Source organism: Rhodobacter capsulatus, assembly GCF_052363175.1.
GTDB lineage: Bacteria > Pseudomonadota > Alphaproteobacteria > Rhodobacterales > Rhodobacteraceae > Rhodobacter > Rhodobacter capsulatus_D.
In genome coordinates, this window is sequence record NZ_CP198946.1 from 3408515 (window position 1) to 3433143 (window position 24629).

Sequence of the window (24629 nt, forward strand, 5' to 3'; positions counted from 1 at the left end):
CCCGATGTTCATCCAGACCGAGACCACCCCGAACCCCGCAACGCTGAAATTCCTGCCGGGCCTTGACGTGATGCCCGAGGGCGTCGCCGATTTCACCAGTTCGGAGGCCGCGCAGGTCTCGCCGCTCGCGGGCCGGATCTTCCGCGTTGCAGGCGTCAAGGCGGTGTTTCTGGGCTCGGATTTCGTCACCGTGACCAAAGACGAGGCCACCGAATGGGCCCATGCCCGCCCCGCGATCATGGGCGCGATCATGGAGCATTACCAGTCGGGCCAGCCGGTTCTTATGGGCGCGGCCGCGGGCGGTCACACCGAGGGCGGCGCCGAGGATGGCGAAGACGGCGCGATCATCACGCAGATCAAGGAACTGCTGGATACCCGCGTGCGGCCCGCGGTGGCCCGTGACGGCGGCGACATCACCTTCCACGGGTTCGAACGCGGCGTGGTTTACCTGCACATGCAGGGCGCCTGCGCGGGCTGCCCCTCCTCGACCTACACGCTGAAGATGGGGATCGAGAACCTGCTGCGCCACTACATCCCGGAAGTCAGCGAGGTCCGCGCCGTTGCGCAGTGAGCCGCTGGTTCTGGGCTTTGACACGTCGGCCGCGCATTGCGCGGCCGCTTTGGTTCGGGGCGACACGGTTCTGACGTCCCGCGTCGAAGACATGGCCAAGGGGCAGGCCGAACGGCTGATGCCGCTGCTGGAAGACCTGCTTGCAGAGGCGGGCCTTGGCTGGAAAGATCTTGATGCCCTTGGCGTTGGCACTGGCCCCGGAAATTTCACCGGCGTGCGGATTTCGGTGGCCGCCGCCCGCGGTCTGGCGCTGGGGCTGCAGATCCCGGCGATCGGCATTTCGATCTTCGAGGCGCTGGCCCATGACACCCCCCGCCCGGTGGCGGTGGCGCTGGATGCCCGCCGCGACGAGACCTATGCGCAGCTCTTCACCGCGACGGGCGCCGAGGCCCCGAGCCTGACCCCCGCCGTCGCTCTGGCCGAAACGCTGGCCGGGGTTCCGGTGATCGGCCTTGCCCTGCCGCGCTCGGCATCGCTTCCCCCCCGCCATCCGCTGGCCGAGGCGGTGGCGCTGGTGGCGGCAACGAAGCTCGGCACCGCGCAACCCCGGCCTGCCCCGCTTTACCTGCGCGGCGCCGATGCCGCGCCGCCCTCCGACCCGCCACCAGTGATTCTCGACTGATGACCCCGGACGCCCTTGCCGATCTGCATGCCCGCTGCTTCACCACGCCCCGGCCGTGGTCAGCGGCGGAGTTTGCCGATTTTCTGGGCTCGCCCTTCTGTTTTCTGTTGACCGAACCGGCGGGGTTCCTGCTTGGTCGGGTCATCGCGGACGAGGCCGAACTTCTGACCGTCGCCGTCGATCCTGCCGCGCGACGGCAGGGCATCGGCGCAAGGCTTCTGTCCGGTTTTGCCGCCGCCGCACAGGCCCGCGGCGCCAGCTGTGCCTTCCTTGAGGTCGCCGCCACGAACGCCCCGGCGCAGGCGCTTTACCGGAAGGCGGGCTGGCACGAGACCGGGCGGCGCCGCGCCTATTACCACGCCCCGGACGGCACGGCGGAAGACGCGCTCGTCATGGCCTGCGACCTGTCGCACCCCTGAGCCCCCCACGCGCTTCGTGCCGCGAAGTCCCCCTTGACCCCCTGCCCCGGTTCTGGCCCTATCGGCCTCGGGTTGCCCGTCCTCGCCGGGCGGACCGAAATCGGACAGAGGCCGCCAGAACCTGCGGCCATAGTCGACAGGAGAGATGTCATGAAGAACGTTTTGCTGGGAACCGTCGCCTTTCTCGCGGTGGCTGCGGTCGGTGGGTATGTCCTCGTCCTCAAGCCCGGAGCGTCTTCCGCCCCGCAACCCACCCCCGCCGCCGAACCGGCTCCGGCCACCGCGGCCGATGCCACCGCCGCGGCCGGTCCGGCGCTGATCTTCGACCTTGGCGGCAAGTTCGACAAATCCTTCAACGAAGCTGCCTTCAACGGCGCGCAGAAATGGGCGGCCGAGACCGGCGCGACATTCAAGGAACTGGAAATGCAGTCGGAAGCCCAGCGTGAACAGGCGCTGCGCCGCTTCGCCGAAGCGGGCGCAAACCCGATCGCGATGACCGGCTTCGCCTTTGGCGACGTGCTGAACACCGTCGCCCCGGATTATCCGAACACCAAATTCGTCATCGTCGATGCGGTCGTCGATCAGCCGAACGTGCGCTCGGTCGTGTTCCAGGAAGAACAGGGCTCGTATCTGGTCGGCATGATGGCGGCGATGGCCTCGAAGACCGGCACCGTGGGCTTCGTCGGCGGCATGGACATTCCGCTGATCCGCAAGTTCGAATGCGGCTATGCGCAGGGCGCGAAAGCGGCCAAACCCGATATCAAGGTCGTCTACAACATGACCGGCACCACCCCGGCCGCGTGGAACGACCCGGTGAAGGGCTCGGAACTGACCAAGGCGCAGATCGCGCAGGGCGCGGACGTCGTCTTTGCCGCCGCGGGCTCGACCGGGCTTGGCATCCTGCAGACCGCCGCGGACGAGAACATCCTCGGCATCGGCGTCGACAGCAACCAGAACTACCTGCATCCGGGCAAGATCCTGACCTCGATGGTCAAGCGCGTCGATGTCACGATCTATGACGCCTTCAAGGAAGGCGCCGCGATGAAGACGGGCACTGTCGTCGCCGGTCTGAAGGACGAAGGCATCGGCTATGCGATGGATGAAAACAACGCCAAGCTGGTGACGCCGGAGATGAAGGCCGCGGTCGATGCCGCCGCCGAGAAGATCAAGTCGGGCGAGATTCAGGTGCACGACTACATGACGGACAACACCTGCCCGGTGAACTGATGGCATCGGGAACCGAGACGGGGCGGCAGGCAACTGCCGCCCCAGCCGCAAGACCGCCTGCGATCGAGCTGCGGGGGATTTCGAAATCCTTCGGCGCGGTGCAGGCGAACAAGGACATTTCGATCCGTGTCAGGCCGGGCACGATCCACGGCATCGTCGGCGAAAACGGCGCGGGCAAGTCCACGCTGATGTCGATCCTGTATGGCTTCTACCGCGCCGACGCCGGGGAAATCCTGATCGACGGCCGCCCCACCGTGATCCATGACAGTCAGGCCGCGATCCGCGCGGGCATCGGGATGGTGTTCCAGCACTTCAAGCTGGTGCCGAATTTCTCGGTTCTGGAAAACGTGATCCTGGGCGCCGAAGACGGGGCGCTGCTTCGCCCCTCGCTCGCCAAGGCGCGGAAAACGCTGGCAGATCTGGCGCGGGACTATGAGCTTGACGTCGATCCGGACGCGCTTGTCGAAGAGCTTTCCGTGGGCCATCAGCAGCGCGTCGAGATCCTGAAGGCGCTTTATCGCCACGCCGACATTCTCATTCTGGACGAGCCGACCGGGGTTCTGACCCCGGACGAGGCCGACCATCTGTTTCGCATCCTGCGCGGGCTGAAGGCGCAAGGCAAGACGATCCTCCTGATCACCCACAAGCTGCGCGAGATCATGGAGATCACCGATGAGGTTTCGGTGATGCGCCGCGGCGAGATGGTGGCGACGGTCACGACCGCCGAAACCAGCCCCGAACAGCTGGCCGAGCTGATGGTGGGCCGCAAGGTGCTGCTGCATGTGCCGAAGGGCCCGGCCAATCCGGGGCGCGAGGTGCTGCGCGTCAGCGATCTGCGCGTCACCGATGCGCTTGGCGTCGAGCGGCTCAAGGGCATCAGCCTGACGATCCGCGCGGGCGAGATCCTCGGCATCGCGGGCGTCGCGGGCAATGGCCAGTCGGAGCTGTTGCAGGTTCTGGGCGGCTTCGCCAAGGGCAATGTCAGCGGCACGATCGCGGTTGAGGGGGCGCCCGTCCCCGCCGCGGGCAAGGGCGCGACCGGCCAGACCCGGCGGCAGATCGGCATTTCCCATGTGCCGGAAGATCGCCACCACCTCGGTCTGATCCTTGATTTCGCGGCCTGGGAAAACATCGCCTTTGGCTACCACTCGGCGCCCGAATATCAGGCGAATGCGCTCTTCATGGACAATGACGCCATCCTGCGCGACACCGAGGGCAAGATGGACCGCTTCGACGTGCGTCCGCCGGCCCCGTCCTTGCCCGCGAAAAGCTTCTCGGGCGGCAATCAGCAGAAGATCGTTCTGGCGCGCGAGATCGAACGCAATCCGGTGCTGCTGCTCGTCGGTCAGCCGACGCGCGGCGTCGACATTGGCGCCATCGAATTCATCCACCGCCGCATCGTCGATCTGCGCGACGCGGGGGCGGCGGTGCTGCTGGTCTCGGTCGAACTGGACGAAATCCTGTCGCTGTCGGACCGCATCGCGGTGATGTTCGACGGCCAGATCATGGGCGAGCGCCTGCCCGCCGAGACGAACGAACGCGAGCTGGGCCTGCTCATGGCCGGTGTCGCCAAGACCGCGGGGGCCGCGTGATGGAGAAACTTCCGGCTTGGGCCGATCTGGTTCTGGTGCCCTTGATTTCGCTTTTGCTGGCAGCGCTGATTTCCGCGCTTGTGGTGCTGGGCATCGGCGGCGACCCGATCGAGGCGGTCTCGGTGATGGTCAAGGGCGCGCTCGGCTCGGCCTATGGCTGGGGCTACACGCTTTACTACACCACCTCCTTCATCTTCACCGGGCTTGCGGTCACGGTCGCCTATCACGCCAGCCAGTTCAACATCGGCGGCGAGGGACAGGCGCAGCTCGGCGGCCTTGGCGTCGCGCTGGTGCTTCTGGCCTTTGACTGGCCGCACTGGTCGGTGGCGCTGCTCGCCGCCAGCCTTGGCGCGGCGGCTTTCGGCGCGGCCTGGGCGGCGATCCCGGCGTGGCTGCAGGCAAAACGCGGCAGTCACATCGTCATCACCACGATCATGTTCAACTACATCGCCGCCGCGCTGATCGTCTATCTGCTGGTCGAGGTGCTGCGCCCCGTGGGCCAGATGGACCCGGCGACGGCACATTTCCCGGCCTCGGCGCATCTGCCGAGCTTTGGCGAAATCCCGGGCCTGTCGCTGGTCTTTTCGAAACAGGTGCCAGTGAACGTCTCGTTCTTTCTGGCCATTGCGGCCTGTTTCGCGGTCTGGGTGCTGCTGTGGCGCACCCGGCTCGGCTATGAAATCCGCGCCTTTGGCAAATCCGAAACCGCGGCCGTCTATGCCGGCATTTCGCCCACCAAGGTCATCGTCGTCTCGATGCTGATTTCGGGTGCGCTGGCCGGGCTGATGGCGGTGAACAACGTCATGGGCGAGTCCGAGCGGCTCTTGCAGAACGCCTCCGAAGGGGCCGGTTTCATCGGCATCGCGGTCGCACTGATGGGGCGCAACCATCCGCTTGGCGTCTTCCTGGCTGCGCTGCTCTTTGGTTTCCTTTATCAAGGCGGGGCCGAGATGGGGCTTTGGACCACGATCCCGATCGAGCTGCGCACGCTTTTGCAGGGCCTTGTGATCCTGTTCACCGGGGCGCTTGATACGATGGTGCGGATGATGCTGGTGCCGCTCTTTCGCGCGGCGCCGATGAACCGCATCGGGGGGGCGGCGTGATGGATTACACGACGCTGATCGAGATCCTCGGCTCGACGCTGCGCCTTGGCACGCCGCTGCTTCTGGCCTGCATTGCCGGGCTTTATTCCGAACGCGCGGGCATCTTCGACATCGGGCTCGAGGGCAAGATGCTGATGGCCGCGATGGCCTCGGGCGCGGTGGCGGCGCTGACCGGCTCGGCCTGGATCGGGCTTGCGGCGGGCATCACCGCCTCGCTGCTGTTCGCGGCGATCCACGGGCTGGCCTCGATCACCTTCCGCGGCAATCAGCTGATTTCCGGGGTGGCGCTGAACTTCGTCGCCTCGGGGGCAACGATCCTGATCGCGCAGACGGCTTTCGGACAGGGTGGCCGCACGCCGCCGCTGATGGGCGAGGCTCGGTTTCAGGCGATCACCCTGCCCTTTGCCGAGGCGCTGTCAGGGGTGCCGCTGATCGGCCCCTTCTATGCCAAGGTGATCTCGGGGCAATCGCTGCTCGTCTATCTGGCGCTCGCCATCGTGCCCGCGACCTGGTGGCTTTTGTACCGCACCCGCTTCGGGCTGCGCCTGCGCGCGGTGGGCGAGAACCCGGAATCGGTCGACACCGCGGGCGTTTCGGTGATCCGGCTGCGCTATACTGCCCTTGCGCTGACGGGCGTGCTGTGCGGCATTGCCGGGGCCTATATGGCGACCTCGCTGCAGGCGGGCTTTGGCCGCGAGATGACCGCGGGCCGAGGCTACATCGCGCTCGCCGCGCTGATCTTTGCGAAATGGCGGCCGTGGCAGGCGCTTTGGGCCACGATGCTCTTTGGCTTCCTGCAGGCGCTCGCCCTGCGTCCCGACGTGATTGCCGCGATGTCGCCGGGCAGCCTGACCATCCCGGTCTCGTTCCTCGATGCGCTGCCCTATATCCTGACCGTGATCGTGCTGGCGGGCTTCGTCGGCCGCGCCATCCCCCCCCGTGCCGGAGGCCAACCCTATGTCAAAGAGCGCTGAACTTGCCGATCTGATCCGGTCCCGCGCCGGGGCGGAGCCGCCCGCGATCGGGCTGATCCTTGGCTCGGGCCTTGGCCATATCGCCGAGGAGATCGAGGGCATCTTCATCGATTATGCCGATCTGCCGGGCTTTCCGCAGGCGGGCGTGTCCGGGCACAATCCGAAGCTGGTGATCGGCCAGCTGGAGGGGGTGCGGGTCGCGGTTTTCGGCGGGCGGGTGCATTATTACGAACACGGCAACCCGGCCGAGATGCGGCTGCCGCTTGAGATCCTCCGCGATCTGGGCTGCTCAGAGCTTCTCCTGACCAATGCCGCCGGATCGCTTCGCGACGACATCGGCCCGGGCGATCTGATGGCGCTGTCCGATCACATCAACTTCGCCGGGGTGAACCCGCTCATTGGCGAGCCGAACGACGCCCGCTTCGTGCCGATGACCGAGGCTTACGATCCGCAGATGCGCGCCGCCCTGCAAGCCGCCGCGAAAGCCGAGGGGATCGCGCTGCCCGAAGGCGTCTATTGCTGGTTCTCGGGCCCCTCGTTCGAAACCCCTGCGGAAATCCGCGCCGCCAAGGTGTTCGGCGCCGATGCGGTCGGCATGTCGACCGTGCCCGAGGTGATCCTGGCCCGCTTCCTTGGCCTGCGCGTGGCGGCGGTTTCGGTTGTCACCAACATGGGCGCGGGGCTTTCCTCCGAGGCGATCAGCCACGACCACACCAAGGCGATTGGCCCGCTTGGCGCGGCGAAATTCGACCGCATCCTGAGGCGGTTCCTGCGGTCTCGATAACGTTACGGTAAGCCCCTCTTGCTACGCTTTGCCGCACGGGGCATGGTGGGGCAACCAAGCCGTTCGGACGACCATGCAGATCTACCTCCCCATCGCCGAGGTATCGGTCAACATCTTCCTCTTGCTGGGTCTGGGCGGCCTTGTCGGGCTGCTTTCAGGCCTTTTTGGCGTGGGCGGTGGTTTCATCATCACGCCGCTTTTGTTCTTCATCGGCATTCCGCCCACCGTGGCGGTGGCGACGGGCGCCAATCAGGTCGTGGCTTCCTCGGTCTCGGGCGTGCTGGCGCAATTCCGGCGCAAGGCGGTCGACGTTCCAATGGGGGTCGTGCTGCAGGTGGGCGGCATCCTCGGTTCGGGCCTTGGTATCGTGCTCTTCAACTGGCTGACCCGGCTTGGTCAGGTCGATCTGGCGGTGCAGCTGGCCTATGTCGTCTTTCTGGGCGGGATCGGCGCGATGATGCTGCAGGAATCGATCCGCGCCCTGCGCCGCGCCAATCGCCCCGGCGCGGTGCGGCCTCGCGATCAAAGCCGCAAGCTGGTGCATCGGCTGCCCTTCAAGATGCGCTTTCGGACCTCGGGCCTGTATATCTCGGTGATCCCACCGTTTCTGGTCGGCATGACGGTCGGCGTGCTGGCCGCGGTGATGGGCGTCGGTGGCGGCTTCATCATGGTGCCGGCGATGATCTACCTGCTCGGCATGCCGACCAAGGTGGTGATCGGCACCTCGCTGTTTCAGATCCTGATCGTTTCGGCCTTCACCACGCTGATGCACGCGATCACCAACCAGTCGGTCGACGTGATCCTGGCGCTTTTGCTGATCGTCGGCGGCGTGGTGGGGGCGCAGATCGGCACCCGCCTTGGCGCCCAGCTGAAGGCCGAACAGCTGCGCATCCTGCTGGCGCTGCTGGTGCTGGCCGTGGCGCTGAAACTGGGCCTTGATCTGGTCCTGCCCCCGTCCGAGATCTACAGCCTGCAAACGGGACGTGCCCGATGATCCTGCGCGCGCTGCTCCTGCTGGTCCTGATGACCCTGCCCGCGCAGGCCGAACGCGTCGTCGCGGGCATCAGCGCCGACAACATCGGCATCACCGCCGCGTTCGACGGCTCATCGGTGCTGATCTTCGGCGCGGTGAAACGCGACGCCCCCGAGCCCGAGGGGCAGCTGGGCGTCATCGTCACCCTCGAAGGCCCATCGCAAAAGGTCACCGTGCGGCGCAAGACGCGCGAGATGGGGATCTGGGTGAACAGCGACAAGATGGTGATCAGCTCGGTGCCGAGCTTCTATGCCGTCGCCTCGTCGGCCCCGCTCGACCGCATCCTCTCGCCCGAGACGGATGCCAAGGAACACATCTCGGTCCCCGTCGCGGTCGAGGCCTATGCCGGTCCCTTGGGCCGCAGCGATGGCCGCCCCTTTGCCGAGGCACTTTTGCGCCTGCGCGACGCCTCGGGGGCCTATTCGGTGTCTGAGCGCGCGGTGACGCTGGCGGCCGACACACTCTTTCGCGCCGATTTCGACCTGCCCGCCAATCTGATCGAGGGCGAATACACCGCGCGCATGTATCTGCTGCGCGAGGGCAAGGTGATCGATCAGACCTATGCGCCGATCAAGGTGCAACGGATCGGGCTCGAGCGCTTCACCTATGTGCTCTCGCGCGAACAGCCGCTGATCTACGGGCTGATGTCGCTGTCGCTGGCGATCTTTGCCGGTTGGGCCGCGGCGGCGGCGTTCCGGATGATCCGGAACTCCTGATCTCAGAACGCCCGGAAGGTCATCGTCGTCAGCGTGCGGGCGATCCCCTCGATGCCGAACAGGTTTTCGTTCAGCCAATGGCCGACATCGGCCTCCTCGGGGATGTAGACCTTGGCGATCAGGTCATATTCGCCCGAGGTCGAATAAAGCTCGCTCACCACCTCGCGCTCGTAGATGGCATCGGCGACGGCATAGGTCTTGCCGGGCTGGCAACGGAACTGGACGAAAACGCAACGCATCGCGGGCCTCCTCGGGGTGGGGCAGAGTTCGGGTTGGCGGCAGATTAGGCGCGGACGCGGGAAAGGAAAAGCCTCACTCTTCTTCGCGTTCAAGCGTCAGCGCGGCGGCGGAACTGGGCAGATCGTCGATGCCCAAAGGCCCCGAAGGCCGCGCCAGCATCGCTTTCGTCACCCAAAGCAGCCGATGCTCGGCCCGGGTGATCGCGACATAGGCGAGCCGCTTCCACAAGGGAATCCCCGCCTCGGAGCGCCCGGTGCGGAAGGCGGCATAGATATCGGGGGCAAAGACCTGCACATCGGGCCATTGGCTGCCCTGCGCCTTGTGGATCGTCACCGCCGCCCCATGCAGGAAAGTCGCCCCCATCCGCGCGGCAAAGGGGATGAAGGGCTCTTCCTCGTCCGGCATCTCGATCTTGACGATCGAGGCGGCGGAGAGCCGCGGATCCTCGGCGCCGATCACATGCAGCCGCGAAAAGCCGGGCTTGCGGCCGGGGCCAAGGTAGATCACCTGCGCCCCCTTGATCAGCCCGCGCGCCTCCAGATCGATGCGCTTCTTGCGATGCTTGAGCGGCAATTCGATGCCGTCGCAGATCAGGGGCTCCCCGGGCAAGAGCGCATCGGCAGGGGCACCGTGCGCATTGCGGAACGCCTGAATGAGCCGGATGCGGGTCGCGTTGCGCCAGACCAGAACGGGGGACCGCGCCATCAGATCGCTTTCCACCCGCTCGGCCCAGACCACCCGCGGATCGCGCTTGGCGGCCTGCGCCACCATCCGCTCGAAGGTGTAGAAATCAAGGCTTTCATCGGCCAAAGCATGGGCCAGATCAAGGATCGGGTTGTCATCGGCCTGCCGGTGGATGCGGTGCAGGGAATGCACCGCGGCCTCGGGCAGCCGTTCGAAACTCATATGGCCGGATTGGTTCACAGGCGCCAGCTGCGCCGGATCGCCAAACAGCACCAGCGTCGGGAAGATCTCTTTCAGATCGTCGAACTGGCGTTCATCCAGCATCGAGGCTTCATCGACAAAGCCGATATCCAGCGGGTCTTCGCGCCGTTTCCAGCCCGAGATGAAATCCGACCCGCGCAGCCCCGCCGCGGCCAAGGCGCCCGGGATCGACTTGTTCGTTTCGTAAAACGCCTTGGCCCGATCGAGCGACAGGTCCGTCAGCCCCTCGATGCGCAACAGGTCCAGATTGGGCCGCTCGCCCTGCCCCGCCAGCCATTCCGCAATGCGCTCGTATTCCGGGTGATAGACGGGGGTGTAAAGGATGCGGTGGATCGTCGTCGCGGGCACGCCGCGCGAGCGCAGCACCGAGGCCGCCTTGTTTGTCGGCGCGAGGATCGCCAGCGTGCGCCGGTCCTTGCGCCGCTTGCCTTCCCAATCGCCCGAAACCACCTCGACCCCGGCGGCCTCAAGCCCCTTGTAAAGCTGCGCCAGAAGCAGCGTCTTGCCCGAGCCCGCCTTGCCGATCACCGCCAGAACCGAGGGCTCGCCGCCCTCGGGCATCAGCGTGCCATCGACAAGATCGACGCCCGCACGCTCCAGAGCAGAAGCGACGGCATCCCAGGCTTCGGCCTGATCTTCGGAAAAGGTGACAGCGGCAGGAAGGTTCATGGCTGCGACCCTACACGGCACGCCCGGCTTTCGAAAGGCGCGAAATCACCCGCGGGGGGGGAGCCTCCGGCGGGGATATTTGGGGCAAGATAAAGGGGTTTGGCTTCTTCTTGGGGCAAATACGCCATGGGGGTGCGGGGGGGGGGGTGAACCCCCCCCGCCGCCACGGTCAGGCCGCGACTGTCTCCGGCGTCGCGAGCGTGACGATATCCATCATGATCCGGTTCAGCTCGAAATCCTTCGGCGTGTAGACCCGGGCAACGCCCATCGCCTTCAGCTTCGCCGCATCCTCGTCGGGGATGATGCCGCCGACGCAGACCGGCACATGGCCCAGCCCCGCCGCGCGCATCCGGTCCATCACCTCTTCCATCAGCGGCAGGTGCGAGCCCGACAGGATCGACAGGCCGATCACATGCGCGCCCTCGGCCACCGCCTGCGCCACGATCTGCTCGGGCGTCAGGCGGATCCCGTCATAGGTGATGTCCATGCCGCAATCGCGGGCACGGAAAGCGATCTGCTCGGCGCCGTTGCTATGCCCGTCAAGCCCCGGCTTGCCGACCAGGAACTTCAAGCGCCGCCCGAGCTGCGAGCTGACCGCATCGACCGCGGCGCGGATCTCATCCAGCCCCTCGGTCCGGTTCGACGGGCTGCGCGAAACGCCGGTCGGCCCACGATATTCGCCATGCACCGCCCGCATCACGCCGGCCCATTCGCCGGTCGTCGCGCCCGCTTTCGCCGCCGCGATCGAGGCCGGCATGATGTTCTTGCCCGCCGCCGCATCGGCGCGCAGCTGCTCCAGCGCCGCCGCGACAGCGGCCGCATCGCGCGAGGTCCGCCAAGCCTGCAACCGGGCGATCTGATCCTGTTCCACCGCCGGATCAACGACCATGATGCCACCATCCGAACCGACAAGCGGCGAAGGCTCGCCCTCGGTCCAGCGGTTCACACCGACGATCGTGGTATTGCCGGTTTCGATATTGCCGACGCGGGCGGCGTTGCTTTCGACCAGACGCGCCTTCATGTAATCGATCGCGGCGATTGCGCCGCCCATCGCATCGAGCGTTTCCAGCTCCTGCCGCGCACCCGCCTTCAGGGTTTCGACCTTCGCCGTCACCACCGGGTTGCCATCGAACAGATCGCCATATTCCAAGAGGTCGGTCTCATAGGCCATGATCTGCTGCATGCGCAGCGACCATTGCTGATCCCAGGGCCGCGGCAGGCCGAGCGCCTCGTTCCAGGCGGGCAGCTGCACGGCGCGGGCGCGGGCGTTTTTAGACAGCGTCACCGCCAGCATCTCGATCAGGATCCGGTAGACGTTGTTTTCCGGCTGCTGCTCGGTCAGGCCAAGGCTGTTCACCTGCACGCCATAGCGGAAACGACGGTATTTTTCCTCGGCGATCCCGAAGCGCTCGCGGCAGATTTCATCCCAGAGCTCGGTAAAGGCGCGCATCTTGCACATCTCGGTGACGAAGCGGATCCCCGCATTCACGAAGAACGAGATCCGCCCCACCATCGCCGGGAAGTCCGCCGCCGGAACCTTGCCCTTGAGGTCATCAAGCACCGCAATGCCGGTGGCCAGCGCAAAGGCCAGCTCCTGCTCCGGCGTCGCCCCCGCCTCCTGCAGGTGGTAGGAACAGACGTTCATCGGGTTCCATTTTGGCAGGTGGCTTGCCGTATAGGCCGCCACATCGGTGATCATCGTCAGCGACGGTTTCGGCGGGCAGATATAGGTGCCGCGCGACAGGTATTCCTTCACCAGATCGTTCTGCACCGTGCCCTGCAGCTTCGAGATATCGGCGCCCTGCTCCTCGGCCACGGCGATATAAAGCGACAACAGCCACGGCGCGGGCGCGTTGATCGTCATCGAGGTGTTCATCTGCTCGAGCGGGATCTGGTCGAACAGCGCCCGCATGTCGCCCAGATGGCAGACCGGCACGCCGACCTTGCCCACCTCGCCGCGCGCCAGAACGTGATCGCTGTCATAGCCCGTCTGCGTCGGCAGATCGAAGGCGACCGAGAGACCCGTCTGACCCTTGGCCAGGTTGGTCCGGTAAAGCGCATTCGACTTCGCGGCCGTCGAGTGACCGGCATAGGTGCGGAAGAGCCAGGGGTGATCCTTGGCGGGCTTGGTCGTCTCGGTCATGGCGGCCTCCGGCATCGATTCTGGTTTCGCAAGAAAGTTGCTTTGATCGACCTGATAGGCGAAACAATGTGTCGCTGTCAATTCGCCGCAGCGCGGCGAGACGCGAAGTCCCGAAAATCTTCAAATCCTTTCAAGACGAGACTTGCTGTCGATCACGTTTCTGTCATCTTTCGGACTATGGCCCCAAGGCCATGCACATTGGGGGAAGGACATGTCGCAGAGAAGGATTGTTGCCGCGCTGGCCGTGGTCGCCACGCTGGGTTCGATTGCCTCGCCGGTTTGGGCGCTCAATCGTCATGTGACCATCGTGAACAACACGGGATACACGATGGTGAAGTTCTACGGCTCCAACACGGGCACGGACAACTGGGAAGAAGACATTCTGGGCAATGATGTTCTGCCCTCTGGATCGTCGGTGGACATCAACTTCAACGATCAATCCGGTTACTGCAAATTCGACTTCAAGGCGGTTTTCGAGGACGGCGACGAGCTGGTGCGCCAGAACGTCAACGTCTGCGAGGTCGGGACTTTTACCTACAACTGACCTCAGGGACGATTCTGGCAAGCCGCGCCCCCGGGCGCGGCTTGCTGTTTCAGAAATGCTGCAACTGCAGGGTCATAAAATTACAAAAACCTAACGTCACTCATTGCATTGTTGCTTTGCAAAGTTTATTTCACTCCTCGAAGCTCGCGTCGATTCTGCAACGCGGCGAGAACAGGAGACGCTGATGGCCCTCGATCAGAACACCGGCATCGCGCCCTATGAGGCGCCCGAGAAAGACCTTTACGAAATCGGCGAGATGCCGCCGCTCGGTTATGTGCCGAAGAACATGTACGCCTGGGCGATCCGCCGCGAGCGTCACGGCGAGCCCGAGCAGTCGTTCCAGGTCGAGGTCGTGCCGACCTGGGAGATCGACAGCCATGAAGTGCTGGTTCTGGTGATGGCCGCGGGCGTGAACTACAACGGCGTCTGGGCGGGCCTTGGCGTGCCGGTCTCGCCGTTTGACGGTCACAAGCAGCCCTATCACATCGCAGGCTCCGACGCCTCGGGGATCGTCTGGAAGGTCGGTTCCAAGGTCAAGGGCTGGAAGGTCGGCGACGAGGTGGTGATCCACTGCAACCAGGACGACGGCGACGACGAGGAATGCAACGGCGGCGACCCGATGTTCTCGCCCAGCCAGCGGATCTGGGGTTACGAGACGAACGACGGCAGCTTCGCGCAGTTCACCCGTGTGCAGGCGCAGCAGCTGATGCGGCGTCCCCAGCACCTGACCTGGGAAGAGTCGGCCTGCTACACCCTGACGCTCGCCACCGCCTACCGGATGCTCTTCGGCCACCCGCCGCATGACCTGCAACCCGGGCAGAACGTGCTCGTCTGGGGCGCCTCGGGCGGGCTTGGCAGCTTCGCCATCCAGCTGATCAATGCGGCGGGCGGTAACGCCATCGGCGTGATCTCGGATGAAGACAAGCGCGATTTCGTCATGGGTCTGGGCGCCAAGGGCGTGATCAACCGCAAGGACTTCAAGTGCTGGGGCCAGCTGCCCAAAGTCAACTCCGAGGAATACAACGTCTGGCTGAAGGAAGCGCGCAAGTTCGGCAAGGCGATCTGGGATATCACCGGCAAGGGCGTGAACGTCGACATGGTGTTCGAGCATCCCGGCGAAGCGACCTTCCCGGTCAGCTCGCTCGTGTGCAAGAAGGGCGGCATGGTCGTGATCTGCGCCGGCACCTCGGGCTTCAACTGCACCTTTGACGTGCGCTACATGTGGATGCACCAGAAGCGTCTGCAAGGCTCGCACTTCGCGCACCTGAAGCAGGCGGCGTCGGCAAACCGGCTGATGCTGGAACGTCGTCTTGACCCCTGCATGTCCGAGGTCTTCCCCTGGGCCGAGATCCCGAAGGCGCATACGAAAATGCTTCGCAACCAGCACAAGCCGGGCAACATGGCCGTGCTGGTGCAGGCACCGACGACCGGGCTGCGCACCTTCGAAGACGCGTTCGAAGCCGGGCCGAAGGCCTGACCCGAACTCCTCCCAAACCTCCGTATCCCGCGCCTTCGGGCGCGGGTTTTGCATGAAGATCTCGCGTTAAATCATCATTGTTTATTTATTCCTTGACCCACGCCTTCCTCCACGTCATTCTCAAACGAAGTGGGGGGCGCTCGTGCAACGGATGGTCAAGGAAGAGACGGACGGCGCGGGCGCCAAGATCGGCACCGACCATTCCGCGATGCGCGCCCGCAACGAGCGGCTGGTTCTGTCGCTGATCCGCCGCCACGGGGCCTTGGCGAAATCCGAAATTGCGCGATTGACCGGGCTGTCGGCGCAGACCGTTTCGGTGATCATGCGCGGGCTTGAGGCAGCCGGACTGCTGAGCCGTCAGGCCCCGGTGCGCGGCAAGGTGGGCCAACCGACGGTGCCGATGTCGCTTGCGCCCGAGGGGGCGCTGTTTCTGGGCCTCAAGGTCGGGCGGCGCCGGACCGAGATGGTGCTGATCGATTTCATCGGTCAGGTCCGCGGCGCCCGGGTGATGCGGCACGACTTTCCCAGCCCCGATGGCGTGCTGGACTTCGCCCGCCGCTCGGTCGCAGAGCTGACCGCCCCCCTGCCCGAAGAATTGTTAGCCCGGATTCAAGGGCTTGGCATTGGCCTGCCGTTCCAGCTCTGGGATTGGGCGGTGTCGCTTGGTCTTGCGGCGGATGCGATGGACGACTGGCGCCACCGCGATATCCGCGCCGAACTCGCGCCCGAGATGCCCTGGCCGGTGCTCTTGGAAAACGACGCCTCGGCCGCCTGCAATGCCGAGCTGGTCTTCGGCAAGGGCAGCTTGCCGAAGGACTTCGTCTATGCCTTCCTAGGCTTCTTCGTCGGCGGCGGGCTGGTCCTCGGAGGCTCGATGTTTGCCGGTCACAGCGGCAATGCCGGGGCGCTCGCCTCGACGCCGGTGCCGGACGGGCGCGGCGGCTCGCGGCAGCTGGTCGAGGTGGCCTCGCTTTCAGCACTGGAACGGGCGCTGGTGCTGCGCGGTCAAAGCGGCGCCTTCCTGTGGGAATCCGCGCCAGATTGGGAATTGGACGAGGATATCGTTGCGCCGTGGCTGGCAGAGGCGGCAAAGGGGCTGGCCCATGTCGCGGCCTCGGCCGGGGCGCTGTGCGATCTGCAGGCGATGGTGATCGACGGCTGGCTTCCGGACCGGCTGCGCACGCGGCTGATCGCGGCGATCGAGACCGAGCTGGATCACATAGACCTTTCGGGGATGGCGCGGCCGCGGATCATGGCGGGCACGGCGGGGCCGCAAGCGCGGTCGCTTGGCGCCGCCAGCCTGCCGCTCTCGGCAAAGTTTCTGGTCGAATTCGCCTCGCTGCCCGACGTGCCGGATCGCGACTAGGCCGCAAGCCCGCGCATCGCCACGATCTGCCCGACCGCCTGGTGCAAGGGAACGGTGCGGAACATGTCAGCGAGCATCCGCAGATCGGCCAGAACGCCAGCCAGACGGCCGCGTTTCGTGCCTTTCCACGGGCTTGCCACCTCGGGCCAGCGCACGATCGCAATCCGCGCCCGGGCCGCGATCAGGCGGCGGTTGAGGTGCATTTCCAGCCCGAAGCGCGGCAGCGCCCGCAGCGCTTGCGGCTGACCGATCAGCCCGCGGCGCAGCACCCGCTCGCCCGAGATGTAGTCAAGCCCGATCAGCCGCCACGGCCAAGGCGCATTGCCCCGCAGCGAGATCGCCACATCCGCCCGACCGGACAGGACCGGCTCGATCAGGTCCGAGATCGCCTCGGGCGCAAGGCCGAGCAGGTCGCTGTCGAGAAGCAGGATCAGCTCGTGACGCGCGGCCTCGATGCCGACCGAGACCGCCCAGCTTTTGCCCCGGTTCGGGCTTTGCCGGATCAGCCGGAGACCGGGCACCAGCGCCGCCACCTCGGCGGTGCCGTCGCCCGATCCGTCATCGACCACGATCACCTCGTCGATCAGCGGGTGGCCGATCACGGTTTGCAGCACCGCGGCGATGCGCGGGGCCTCGTTATAGGCCGGGATGATGCAGGACACGCCCATGACTTACGCCTTCGCCTCTTGCGTCGGCGCCAGCGCATTGCCGCGCCATTCGAACCCGCGCGCGCGCCAGGTGGCGACCCAGAGCGGCGCCAGCAGCAGATCGCGCAGCACCATCGCGGCAATGTCGATCCGCCGCGCAGGCCAGCCCGCGACACGGTTCATCGCCACTTCGACCCCATACCAGAGCGCAAAGAAGGGCAGCGCCAGAGCCGCCGTCCAAAGGCCAAGCATCGGGATCAGCGCCAAGAGCGGCACGAACGGCCCGAGCAGGATTTCGGCGGCAAAGAGCAGCGGGAAGCCATCGCGGCGCACCCGCGCCCAGCGCAACTGCCGCTTCCAGACCGAGGTGAAGCCGCGCGGCCCGATCGGCTGGGTAAAGGCCTGCCGTGTCAGCCGCACCTTCAACCCCTGCGCCCGCACCGCCTTGGTCGAGGCGACGTCTTCGGCCAGATCGCGGCCCAGCGCCACCAGACCGCCCGCGTTCTCCAGCACCTCACGCCGCCACGCCAGCGTCTTGCCCTGCGCGAAGCCGTTGCCCAGACTGTCGGAGGCCAGCTGCCAGCGATCCTGAAAACCGTCAAGAAACGCGCATTCGAGCGCGGCCCACAGCCCCTCGGCGCGGATGCCGACCGGGGGCGAGGTGACGAGCCCGGTATCGGGGCGGAAGGTGGCGAGGATCTGCTCGATATAGTCGCGCGGCAGCAGCAGGTTCGAATCCGCCATCGCGACGATCGCGCCCTTCGATGCCTTCCAACCCTTTTCCAGATTGTTGAGCTTCGGATTGCCGGTGATCCGGTCCTCGCCAATGAGCAGTTGCGCCCGCGCCTGCGGGTATTCGGCAATCAGACCCCGCAGCAGCATCACCGCCGGGTCGTCCTCCAGTGCCGCACAGAAGATGATTTCGAGGTTCGGATAGCTGAGTTCAAAGGACGAGCGCAGCGTTTCCGCGTCATGGGTGTCGAGCCCGCAGACCGGCCGCAACAGCGTCACCAGCGGCGGATTGGCGGGCAGCAGCACCGGCGCAGGGCCGCGATAGCGCCAAGCCGTCAGCGCGGCGGTCGAGACATGCAGGGCAGCGGCCAGACCGGCAAACCCGGCCAGAGTTTCGGCGATCATGCTTCGACCTCCCCCATCAGACCTTGGCGGGCCGGAACGGCTTCCACCTCGGCACGCCATTCGACAAGTTGGAGAGCGCCGTCGAAGGTTTCAACCAGCGCCGTCCGGCTGTCGACCCAATCGCCGCAGTTCGCATAGGTGATCGGGCCGCTCTGCCGCAGTGCCGCCTTGTGGAAGTGACCGCAAATCACCCCTTCGTGCCCGGTCGTGATCGCCATCGTCGCCAGACGCTTCTCGAAGCCGTTGCCGACCATCATCAAGGCATTGACGCCGCAGATCGCCCATTCGAAGATCCCCCGCTTGGCCGAGGGCCGCAGCCCGCGCAACGCGTGATCGACGCAGCGCAGTGCGGCATCCAGTCGCGAGCCGATCCGGGTCATGAAGTGAAAGCGGAAGATCCGCGCATCGACCTGATCGCCATGCAGGACAAGGTAGCGGGTGCCGTCAGCGGCAATGTGGGTCAGGCTGTCGGTCAGCTCGAAACATTCGTAACGGTCGCCCTCGATCTCGCGCAGGGGGGCGTCGTGATTGCCGGGCAGGTAGACGACGCGGGTGCCGGACCGGGCGCGGGCGCTCAGATCGCTCCAGATCGCATCCTGCGCCGCGCCCCAGTGCAGCTTGCCCGGGTGCCAGACATCCAGGATGTCGCCGACCAGATAGATCGTCTCGGCGTCGACACCGGTCAGGAAATCGAGGATCTCCGCCGCGCGGCACCCCCTTGCGCCTAGGTGCAGGTCAGACAGGAACAGGCTGCGGTAGCGACGGCGCGGACGGGTGGCGGAAGCGTCGAGCATGATCAAACCCCGTTGTCGATGCATCATGACTAACAACAGCCGGGAGCAACGCTTCCGTTGCAACTTCACGAAGATTTCATGACGCATCGCTGCAATGCAGCGTCAGGGTGTCGCATCTTTGGGCGCATGTCTTGAAATCGGGGCATGAAAAAGCCCGAAGCGCAGGCGCGCTTCGGGCTTTTCGAAGTCTTGCAGGCTCAGGCGCGGGCGAGCAACGCCGAGGGGCGGTATTGCGCGATGGTCCGCGCCACAAGGCCGGTCACCACCACCTTGATCAGATCGCCCAGGATGAAGGGCGCCATAATCAGCGTCGCGGCCGAGAGGCTCATCGGCGCGTCTTCGGGTTTCAGGCCCGCGTTCTTCACCAGCCAGAAGCCGACGATGCCGAGCGCATACAGCACGACGATGCCGCCGAGCGTCGCGCCGATCCCGGCGGCGAAAGCGACCGGAACGCGGCGCAGGCGCTCGACGATCAGGCCGGTGACGAAGGCGGCCGGAAGCCAGCCGATCAGGAAGCCCGCGGTCGGGCCGACGAAAATGCCAAGGCCACCGCGGCCGCCCGCCAGAACCGGCAGGCCGATCGCGACCAGCGCCTGCACCAGAAGCACCGCCAGCGCCCCGCGCCAGCTGCCAAGGACGGCGCCCGCCAGCATCACGCCCAACGATTGCAGCGTGATCGGCACGCCGAAGCCAAGCGGAATGGCAGGCACGAAGCCCAGCGCCACGATCAGCGCGGCGAACAGCCCGATAAGGGTCACATTACGTTCCAAGTCAGTCTCTCCCCCTGTGCGGCAGGGCCAAGCCACCGCGTGCGCGCAGTGCATCGGCCATATGATCTGCATCGTCAAGCAGCGAAAATGTCAATGGCGCAAGGAGTTTCGTCCGGGGTTTGCGGGCAGACCGGGCCATCCACGCCTCGGTCAGGGTGTCGTAGCGGGCACGCAGGACCGGCACGAACCGGATCGCCAGAGCCACCGAAATCGCCGGGATACGCGGGGAAATACCAAACTTCGCAAGCGGTTGGGCAAGGCGTTCGATCAGCGCGACGATCTCGGGCAAGGGCGTCGTCAGGGTCACCACATTGGCCAGCCCGACCATCGCGAAGACCCGCAGCCCGAACAGAACCCCCAGACGAAAGTCGCCCTGCAGCGTGTCCCAGATCAGGATCACCGCCACGATCCAGACCAGCGGGCGCAGCGTCACAAGGCTTTGCGCCACCGCGCGGCGCCCCAGACTAGCGGTCAGCGCCAATGCGATCAGCACCGCCGCCCCCTGCCCCGCAAGAGTGCCGATCTGCATCAGCCCGATCATCGCAAGCGTCAGAAGACCGAATTTCAGCGCCGCGGGCAGGCGATGCGCCCAGGTGCGATAGGGCAGCGCAAGGCTCAGCATGCCGCGTCGCGCGCCAGCGCCTCCATCGCCGCGATGTAGCGCGGCAGAACCTCGGCGGGCGGGCCATCGGCCTCGATCCGGCCCGCTTCCAGCCACAGGATGCGGTCAAAGCCGGTCAGCCGCGCCGGATCATGCGTCACCAGCACGACATTCTGCGCCAGCGCCGCGATCCGCGCCTCGATCGCCAGCGCGGTCGGCAGATCGAGCGAATTGAACGGCTCGTCGAACAGGATCCAGTCCGGCTCCATCGCGAGGATCGACATCAGGCAGACCAGCTGGCGCTGCCCCTGCGACAGGGTATGGCAGAGCCGATCCGCCCAGTCCGACCGCCCCTGCGCCGCCAGAACGGCCTCGGCCCGGCGCAGGGCCTCGGCGCGCTTCAGGCCCTTCTGTTCCAGACCGAAAGCGATCTCGTCGCGCACCACCGGAAAGATGATCTGGTGATCGGGGTTCTGAAACAGCAGACCGACCGTCGCCAGCGCCCCGGTGCGATCCTTGGCGACCTCGACCCCGTTCACCCGGACCCGCCCGCGCTGCGGCGCCACAAGCCCGGTGATCAGCCGGATCAGCGAGGATTTGCCCGCGCCGTTGCGGCCAACGACCCCGATGCGCCGCTCGGTCAGCTGCAGGGTCAGATCGGGAAAGACCATTGCCCCGTCCCGTTCCAGCGTCACATGTCCGATATCGATCGCGCGCATCATCGCCTCCGGCGTCTGCCTTGCCCGCTTGGCTCCGCAAGGTCAACCGCGAAGCGGTGGCGATTGCGCGGCGGCGGTGATAAGGCTGGCAACGGTGGGCGGAATCATGTCGCCGATCCTGACCCATCGCCGTGCAAAGGCCCAAGATCGAAGGCTCGATGACCGACACCTGTCTTTCTCCCGCTGAAGCCAAGGCCGAACTGGCCCGTCTGACCGCTCCGGTCTCAAAGCAATTGCGCTCCGCCGGGATGCTGGCCGCCCTGTCCGAGATGCTCTGGGCCGCACAGGCCGCGCTGGTCGCCACCGCGCTTGGCGGTCTGGTGGCCCCGCCTGCCAGCCTGTCGGTGCCACAGGCCGCAATCGGGTTCGTCTTCGTGATGCTGCTGCGGGCCGCGCTTGATGCCGCCGCGCAGGCCCGCGCCAATCGCGCCGCGACGACGCTGGTGGCCAGCGAGCGGGCGCAACTGCTGACCGAGGCCGCGCGTCTTGATGCCCGGGCCACCGGCATGGCCCCCGCCGAACTCGCCAGCCTTGCGGGCGAGAAGCTGGCGCTGCTTGGCCCCTATGTCTCGCGCTTCACCCCGGCGATGACGCGCTCGCGCATCGTGCCGATCGTGTTTCTGGCGCTGGTCGCGCCGCTCAGCTGGGTCGTCGCGCTGATCTTCATGATCGCCGGGCCGCTGATCCCGGTCTTCATGGCGCTGATCGGGATGGCGGCGCAGCAAGCCTCGGAACGGCAGATGGCGCATATGGGCACGCTGAACGGCACGCTGGCCGACCGGATCGCGGCGAGCGCCGATCTGCGGCTGCTGGGCGCCGAGGCCCGGGCCGGGCGCGAGTTGTCGATCGTCTTTCACATCCTGCGCGCCCGCACGATGAAGGTGCTGACTGTCGCCTTCCTCTCGTCCACCGTGCTTGAACTCTTTTCCGCGCTTGGCGTCGCGCTGGTCGCGGTTTACGTCGGCTTCAATCTGCTGGGCGAGATCACCTGGGGCTCGTGGGGCGGGCAACTGCATCCGGCGAGCGGGATTTTCCTTCTGATGCTGGCGCCGAACATGTTCCAGCCGATGCGCGATCTGGCCGCCGCCTGGCATGACCGGGCCTCGGCCTTTGCCGTTGCGGGCGAACTCAAGGCCGCCAAGGCGATGCTGTCGGAAGAAGGTCAGATCATGGGCTCGGGCGCCGCTGCGACGGCGCTGCCGCCTGCCGCGCTCAGCTGGCACGGTCTGGCGCTGCGCCCCGGCCCCGGAGCGTCGCCGATTGCCCTGCCCGATGGACACGTGGCGCCGGGCGAGGCTGTCGCGATTTCCGGCCCCTCGGGCGCGGGCAAATCCACGCTGATCGCGGCGCTGGCCGGGCTGATCCGCCCCGATGCCGGGGAAATCCGCTGGGGCGAGACCGCTTTGGCCGAAGACAGCGCCGATGCGATCCGCGCGGGGCTCGGTTGGCTGCCACAGGCACCGCAATTCATCGCCGCGCCATTGTCCGAGGCGATCACGCTTGGCCGTCCGGGCGATCTCTCCGCGGCGCTGAAGGCCGCCCATGCCGAGGAAATCATTGCCGCCCTGCCCGAAGGCTTGGCGACGCCCTTGGGCGATATCGGCGGCGGCGTGTCCGGTGGCGAGGCGCGGCGGCTGATGCTGGCGCGTGCGCACCATGCGCAGGCACATCTGATCCTGGCCGACGAGCCGACTGCCGACCTTGATGCCGAAACCGCGCAACTGGTTCTGGCCGGGCTGATGGCGCTGCGCGATGGCGGCGCGGCGCTGTTGATTGCCAGCCACGATCCCACGGTGATCGCCGCGATGGATCGGGTGATCGCCCTCGACGGCACTGACCATGATGCGGAGGACCGGACATGATCGCACTTTTCCGTCTGGCCCGTCGCCTGTCCGAGACCGAACGCACCGCCTTCCTGCGCGGCCTTGCGCTGATGGTGACGGTGCTCATCATGGGCGTCGCCCTGCTCGGCCTCTCGGGCTGGTTCGTCACCGCCGCGGCGGCAGCCGGTGTGGCCGGGGTCGGCGTCGGCTTCGATTTCTTCCGCCCCTCGGCCGGGGTCCGGTTTCTGGCGCTTGGCCGCGCGATGGCGCGCTATGGCGAGCGGCTCTTGACCCATGACGCCACCCTGCGCGCCTTGGCGGGCATGCGCAGTGCCGTCTATGCCGGGATAACCCGGCTGCCGCATGAGGTGCAAACGCGCCTGCGCGGGGCCGAGGCGCTGAACCGCATCACCTCGGATATCGACGCGCTCGACGGGCTGATGCTGCGCCTTGTGCTGCCGCTCAGCGCGGCGCTGGCGGGTCTGGCCGGGGGCACGCTGGCGGTCTGGTTCCTTGTCACCCCCGCCGCCGCGATTGCGCTGGCGCTGATCTACGCGCTTGGCGGCACGCTGATCCTTGCCGTCACTGCCCGCATCGCCCATCGCCCGGCCGCCGCCGCCGAGGCGGGACTGCAAGCGCTGCGCGCTTCGAGCCTTGATCTGATGCGCAACCGGGCCGATCTGGCCGTGGCCGGGGCGCTCGACCGTCTGACCGGGGTGGCGCTTGAGGCGGTGAATGCCGAAGAAACCGCCCGCAACCGTCTCGACGACATCGAGCGGCAATCCTCTTCGGCGCTGTCGCTGACGGTGGGTCTGGCAGCTGCGGCCACGCTCTATCTGGGCGGCACCGCGGCCGAGGCCGGGCTGATCTCGCCCGCCCGCGCCGCCATCGGCTTCTTCGTGGCGCTGGCGCTGGCCGAAAGCCTGGGCGCGCTGCGCCGCGGTCTGGCGGAATGGGGCCGGATGCAGGGCGCGGCCGAGCGGGTGCTGCGCCTGACCGACACGCCGCCGCGGCCCGAACCGGCCGTCGTGCCGCTGCCCCTGCCCGAAAAACCGCTGCTTGAAGTGACCGACCTGCGCCACCGCCGTCACGGCGCGCAGCGCGACAGTTTCGGGCCGGTCTCCTTCACCCTTGCCCGGGCCGAGACGCTGCTGATCACCGGGCCGTCGGGCGTCGGCAAATCCACACTGCTCGCCACGCTTGCCGGTCTGACTGCGCCGGTTTCGGGGCAGATCCTGCTCTCGGGCGTACCTTTGGCGGATTGGTCTGAAGAACTGCTGCGCTCGTGGCTGACGCTGGTGCCGCAACGCTCGGCGCTGATGGCGGGCACGGTGCTCGAAAACCTGTCGCTGGCCCTGCCCGAGGGCCAACCGGTTGACGAAGATAACCTCTGGACGGTGCTTGAGGCCGTCGATCTGGCCAGCACGCTGCGCGCGCGCGAGGGGCTGGCGACGCAGCTTGGCCCGCATGGCTCGGGGCTGTCGGGCGGTCAGGCAAAGCGGCTCGCCCTTGCCCGCGCGCTGCTGCGCCGCCCGAAGGTGCTGATGCTCGACGAGCCGACCGAGGGGCTGGATGCGCCGACGGCCAAGGCGACGCTGGCGGGTATCCGCGCGCTTCTGCCCGAAACCGGGATCGTCTTCGTCAGCCACCGCAGCCCCGATGCGGATCTGGCCGACCGGGTGCTGCATCTGGCGGAATGAAACGCCTCCCCCG

At 66.6% G+C, this 24629-nt stretch carries 24 protein-coding genes; 15 read left to right on the forward strand and 9 right to left on the reverse strand.

Features of this window, described 5'->3' with window-relative positions; translation table 11 throughout:
• Nucleotides 1–4: 4 nt before the first annotated feature.
• The 10 genes from ACTTAI_RS17665 to ACTTAI_RS17710 all read left to right on the forward strand — a co-directional run bounded on the left by ACTTAI_RS17665 (nt 5) and on the right by ACTTAI_RS17710 (nt 9041).
• Nucleotides 5–571: a NifU family protein gene (locus ACTTAI_RS17665; protein ID WP_444452808.1), complete on the forward strand. Its 567-nt coding sequence runs from the start codon at nt 5–7 to the stop codon at nt 569–571.
• Nucleotides 561–1193 (forward strand): tRNA (adenosine(37)-N6)-threonylcarbamoyltransferase complex dimerization subunit type 1 TsaB, encoded by a 633-nt coding sequence (tsaB, locus tag ACTTAI_RS17670; RefSeq protein ID WP_444452809.1) that lies wholly within the window; start codon nt 561–563, stop codon nt 1191–1193. Before ACTTAI_RS17665 ends, tsaB begins: the two co-directional genes overlap by 11 nt.
• Complete coding sequence (gene rimI, locus ACTTAI_RS17675; protein WP_444452810.1) at nt 1193–1612, forward strand: ribosomal protein S18-alanine N-acetyltransferase; 420 nt, start codon at nt 1193–1195, stop codon at nt 1610–1612. Before tsaB ends, rimI begins: the two co-directional genes overlap by 1 nt.
• Before the next feature lie 150 nt (nt 1613–1762).
• Nucleotides 1763–2839, forward strand: a complete 1077-nt coding sequence (locus ACTTAI_RS17680) for a BMP family lipoprotein (protein ID WP_444452811.1) — start codon at nt 1763–1765, stop codon at nt 2837–2839.
• The gene (locus tag ACTTAI_RS17685; RefSeq protein ID WP_444452812.1) at nt 2839–4431 is read left to right on the forward strand and encodes an ABC transporter ATP-binding protein; all 1593 of its coding nucleotides are present in this window, start codon (nt 2839–2841) and stop codon (nt 4429–4431) included. The genes ACTTAI_RS17680 and ACTTAI_RS17685 overlap by 1 nt, the downstream gene beginning before the upstream one ends.
• A complete protein-coding gene (locus ACTTAI_RS17690) occupies nt 4431–5534 on the forward strand; it encodes an ABC transporter permease (protein WP_444452813.1) in 1104 nt (367 codons plus the stop codon). Before ACTTAI_RS17685 ends, ACTTAI_RS17690 begins: the two co-directional genes overlap by 1 nt.
• Nucleotides 5534–6508: an ABC transporter permease gene (locus tag ACTTAI_RS17695; RefSeq protein WP_444452814.1), complete on the forward strand. Its 975-nt coding sequence runs from the start codon at nt 5534–5536 to the stop codon at nt 6506–6508. The genes ACTTAI_RS17690 and ACTTAI_RS17695 overlap by 1 nt, the downstream gene beginning before the upstream one ends.
• The gene (locus ACTTAI_RS17700; protein WP_444452815.1) at nt 6492–7292 is read left to right on the forward strand and encodes a purine-nucleoside phosphorylase; all 801 of its coding nucleotides are present in this window, start codon (nt 6492–6494) and stop codon (nt 7290–7292) included. Before ACTTAI_RS17695 ends, ACTTAI_RS17700 begins: the two co-directional genes overlap by 17 nt.
• A 73-nt stretch (nt 7293–7365) precedes the next feature.
• Entirely contained in the window at nt 7366–8286 is a 921-nt protein-coding gene (locus ACTTAI_RS17705; RefSeq protein WP_444452816.1) for a sulfite exporter TauE/SafE family protein, read from the forward strand.
• Nucleotides 8283–9041: a TIGR02186 family protein gene (locus tag ACTTAI_RS17710; protein ID WP_444452817.1), complete on the forward strand. Its 759-nt coding sequence runs from the start codon at nt 8283–8285 to the stop codon at nt 9039–9041. The genes ACTTAI_RS17705 and ACTTAI_RS17710 overlap by 4 nt, the downstream gene beginning before the upstream one ends.
• A 2-nt stretch (nt 9042–9043) precedes the next feature.
• Here the strand turns inward: ACTTAI_RS17710 and ACTTAI_RS17715 are convergent, their stop codons facing one another.
• The 3 genes from ACTTAI_RS17715 to ACTTAI_RS17725 all read right to left on the reverse strand — a co-directional run bounded on the left by ACTTAI_RS17715 (nt 9044) and on the right by ACTTAI_RS17725 (nt 13038).
• Nucleotides 9044–9280, reverse strand: a complete 237-nt coding sequence (locus tag ACTTAI_RS17715; RefSeq protein WP_110806172.1) for an Lrp/AsnC family transcriptional regulator — start codon at nt 9278–9280, stop codon at nt 9044–9046.
• Nucleotides 9281–9353: 73 nt separating this feature from the next.
• Nucleotides 9354–10895, reverse strand: a complete 1542-nt coding sequence (locus ACTTAI_RS17720; protein ID WP_444452818.1) for an ATP-dependent DNA helicase — start codon at nt 10893–10895, stop codon at nt 9354–9356.
• Between the two features lie 169 nt (nt 10896–11064).
• Nucleotides 11065–13038 (reverse strand): protein meaA, encoded by a 1974-nt coding sequence (locus tag ACTTAI_RS17725; RefSeq protein ID WP_444452819.1) that lies wholly within the window; start codon nt 13036–13038, stop codon nt 11065–11067.
• A 211-nt stretch (nt 13039–13249) separates the two neighbouring features.
• Between ACTTAI_RS17725 and ACTTAI_RS17730 the strand changes: the two genes are divergently transcribed.
• The 3 genes from ACTTAI_RS17730 to ACTTAI_RS17740 all read left to right on the forward strand — a co-directional run bounded on the left by ACTTAI_RS17730 (nt 13250) and on the right by ACTTAI_RS17740 (nt 16425).
• Entirely contained in the window at nt 13250–13582 is a 333-nt protein-coding gene (locus ACTTAI_RS17730) for a hypothetical protein (protein ID WP_444452820.1), read from the forward strand.
• Between the two features lie 184 nt (nt 13583–13766).
• A complete protein-coding gene (gene ccrA, locus ACTTAI_RS17735) occupies nt 13767–15059 on the forward strand; it encodes a crotonyl-CoA carboxylase/reductase (RefSeq protein ID WP_444452821.1) in 1293 nt (430 codons plus the stop codon).
• A 151-nt stretch (nt 15060–15210) separates the two neighbouring features.
• Complete coding sequence (locus ACTTAI_RS17740) at nt 15211–16425, forward strand: ROK family transcriptional regulator (RefSeq protein WP_444455799.1); 1215 nt, start codon at nt 15211–15213, stop codon at nt 16423–16425.
• Here the strand turns inward: ACTTAI_RS17740 and ACTTAI_RS17745 are convergent.
• The 6 genes from ACTTAI_RS17745 to ACTTAI_RS17770 form a co-directional block, all read right to left on the reverse strand.
• Nucleotides 16422–17093: a glycosyltransferase family 2 protein gene (locus ACTTAI_RS17745; protein ID WP_444452822.1), complete on the reverse strand. Its 672-nt coding sequence runs from the start codon at nt 17091–17093 to the stop codon at nt 16422–16424. The two genes, ACTTAI_RS17740 and ACTTAI_RS17745, sit on opposite strands and share 4 nt — an antisense overlap.
• Before the next feature lie 3 nt (nt 17094–17096).
• Nucleotides 17097–18209, reverse strand: coding sequence for a ceramide glucosyltransferase (locus ACTTAI_RS17750; protein WP_444452823.1), 1113 nt, complete (start codon nt 18207–18209; stop codon nt 17097–17099).
• A complete protein-coding gene (locus ACTTAI_RS17755; protein WP_444452824.1) occupies nt 18206–19003 on the reverse strand; it encodes a UDP-2,3-diacylglucosamine diphosphatase in 798 nt (265 codons plus the stop codon). The genes ACTTAI_RS17750 and ACTTAI_RS17755 overlap by 4 nt, the downstream gene beginning before the upstream one ends.
• A 197-nt stretch (nt 19004–19200) precedes the next feature.
• A complete protein-coding gene (locus ACTTAI_RS17760) occupies nt 19201–19773 on the reverse strand; it encodes a biotin transporter BioY (RefSeq protein ID WP_444452825.1) in 573 nt (190 codons plus the stop codon).
• A gap of 1 nt (nt 19774) precedes the next feature.
• Entirely contained in the window at nt 19775–20395 is a 621-nt protein-coding gene (locus ACTTAI_RS17765; protein ID WP_444452826.1) for an energy-coupling factor transporter transmembrane component T family protein, read from the reverse strand.
• Nucleotides 20389–21093 carry an energy-coupling factor ABC transporter ATP-binding protein gene (locus ACTTAI_RS17770; protein ID WP_444452827.1) on the reverse strand — a complete coding sequence of 235 codons (705 nt, stop codon included), beginning with the start codon at nt 21091–21093 and terminating at the stop codon, nt 20389–20391. The genes ACTTAI_RS17765 and ACTTAI_RS17770 overlap by 7 nt, the downstream gene beginning before the upstream one ends.
• Nucleotides 21094–21251: 158 nt before the next feature.
• Between ACTTAI_RS17770 and ACTTAI_RS17775 the strand changes: the two genes are divergently transcribed.
• Together ACTTAI_RS17775 and cydC are read left to right on the forward strand one after the other, a co-directional pair.
• Complete coding sequence (locus ACTTAI_RS17775) at nt 21252–22955, forward strand: ABC transporter ATP-binding protein/permease (RefSeq protein ID WP_444452828.1); 1704 nt, start codon at nt 21252–21254, stop codon at nt 22953–22955.
• Nucleotides 22952–24616, forward strand: coding sequence for a thiol reductant ABC exporter subunit CydC (cydC, locus tag ACTTAI_RS17780; RefSeq protein WP_444452829.1), 1665 nt, complete (start codon nt 22952–22954; stop codon nt 24614–24616). Before ACTTAI_RS17775 ends, cydC begins: the two co-directional genes overlap by 4 nt.
• The last annotated feature ends 13 nt before the right edge of the window (nt 24617–24629 follow it).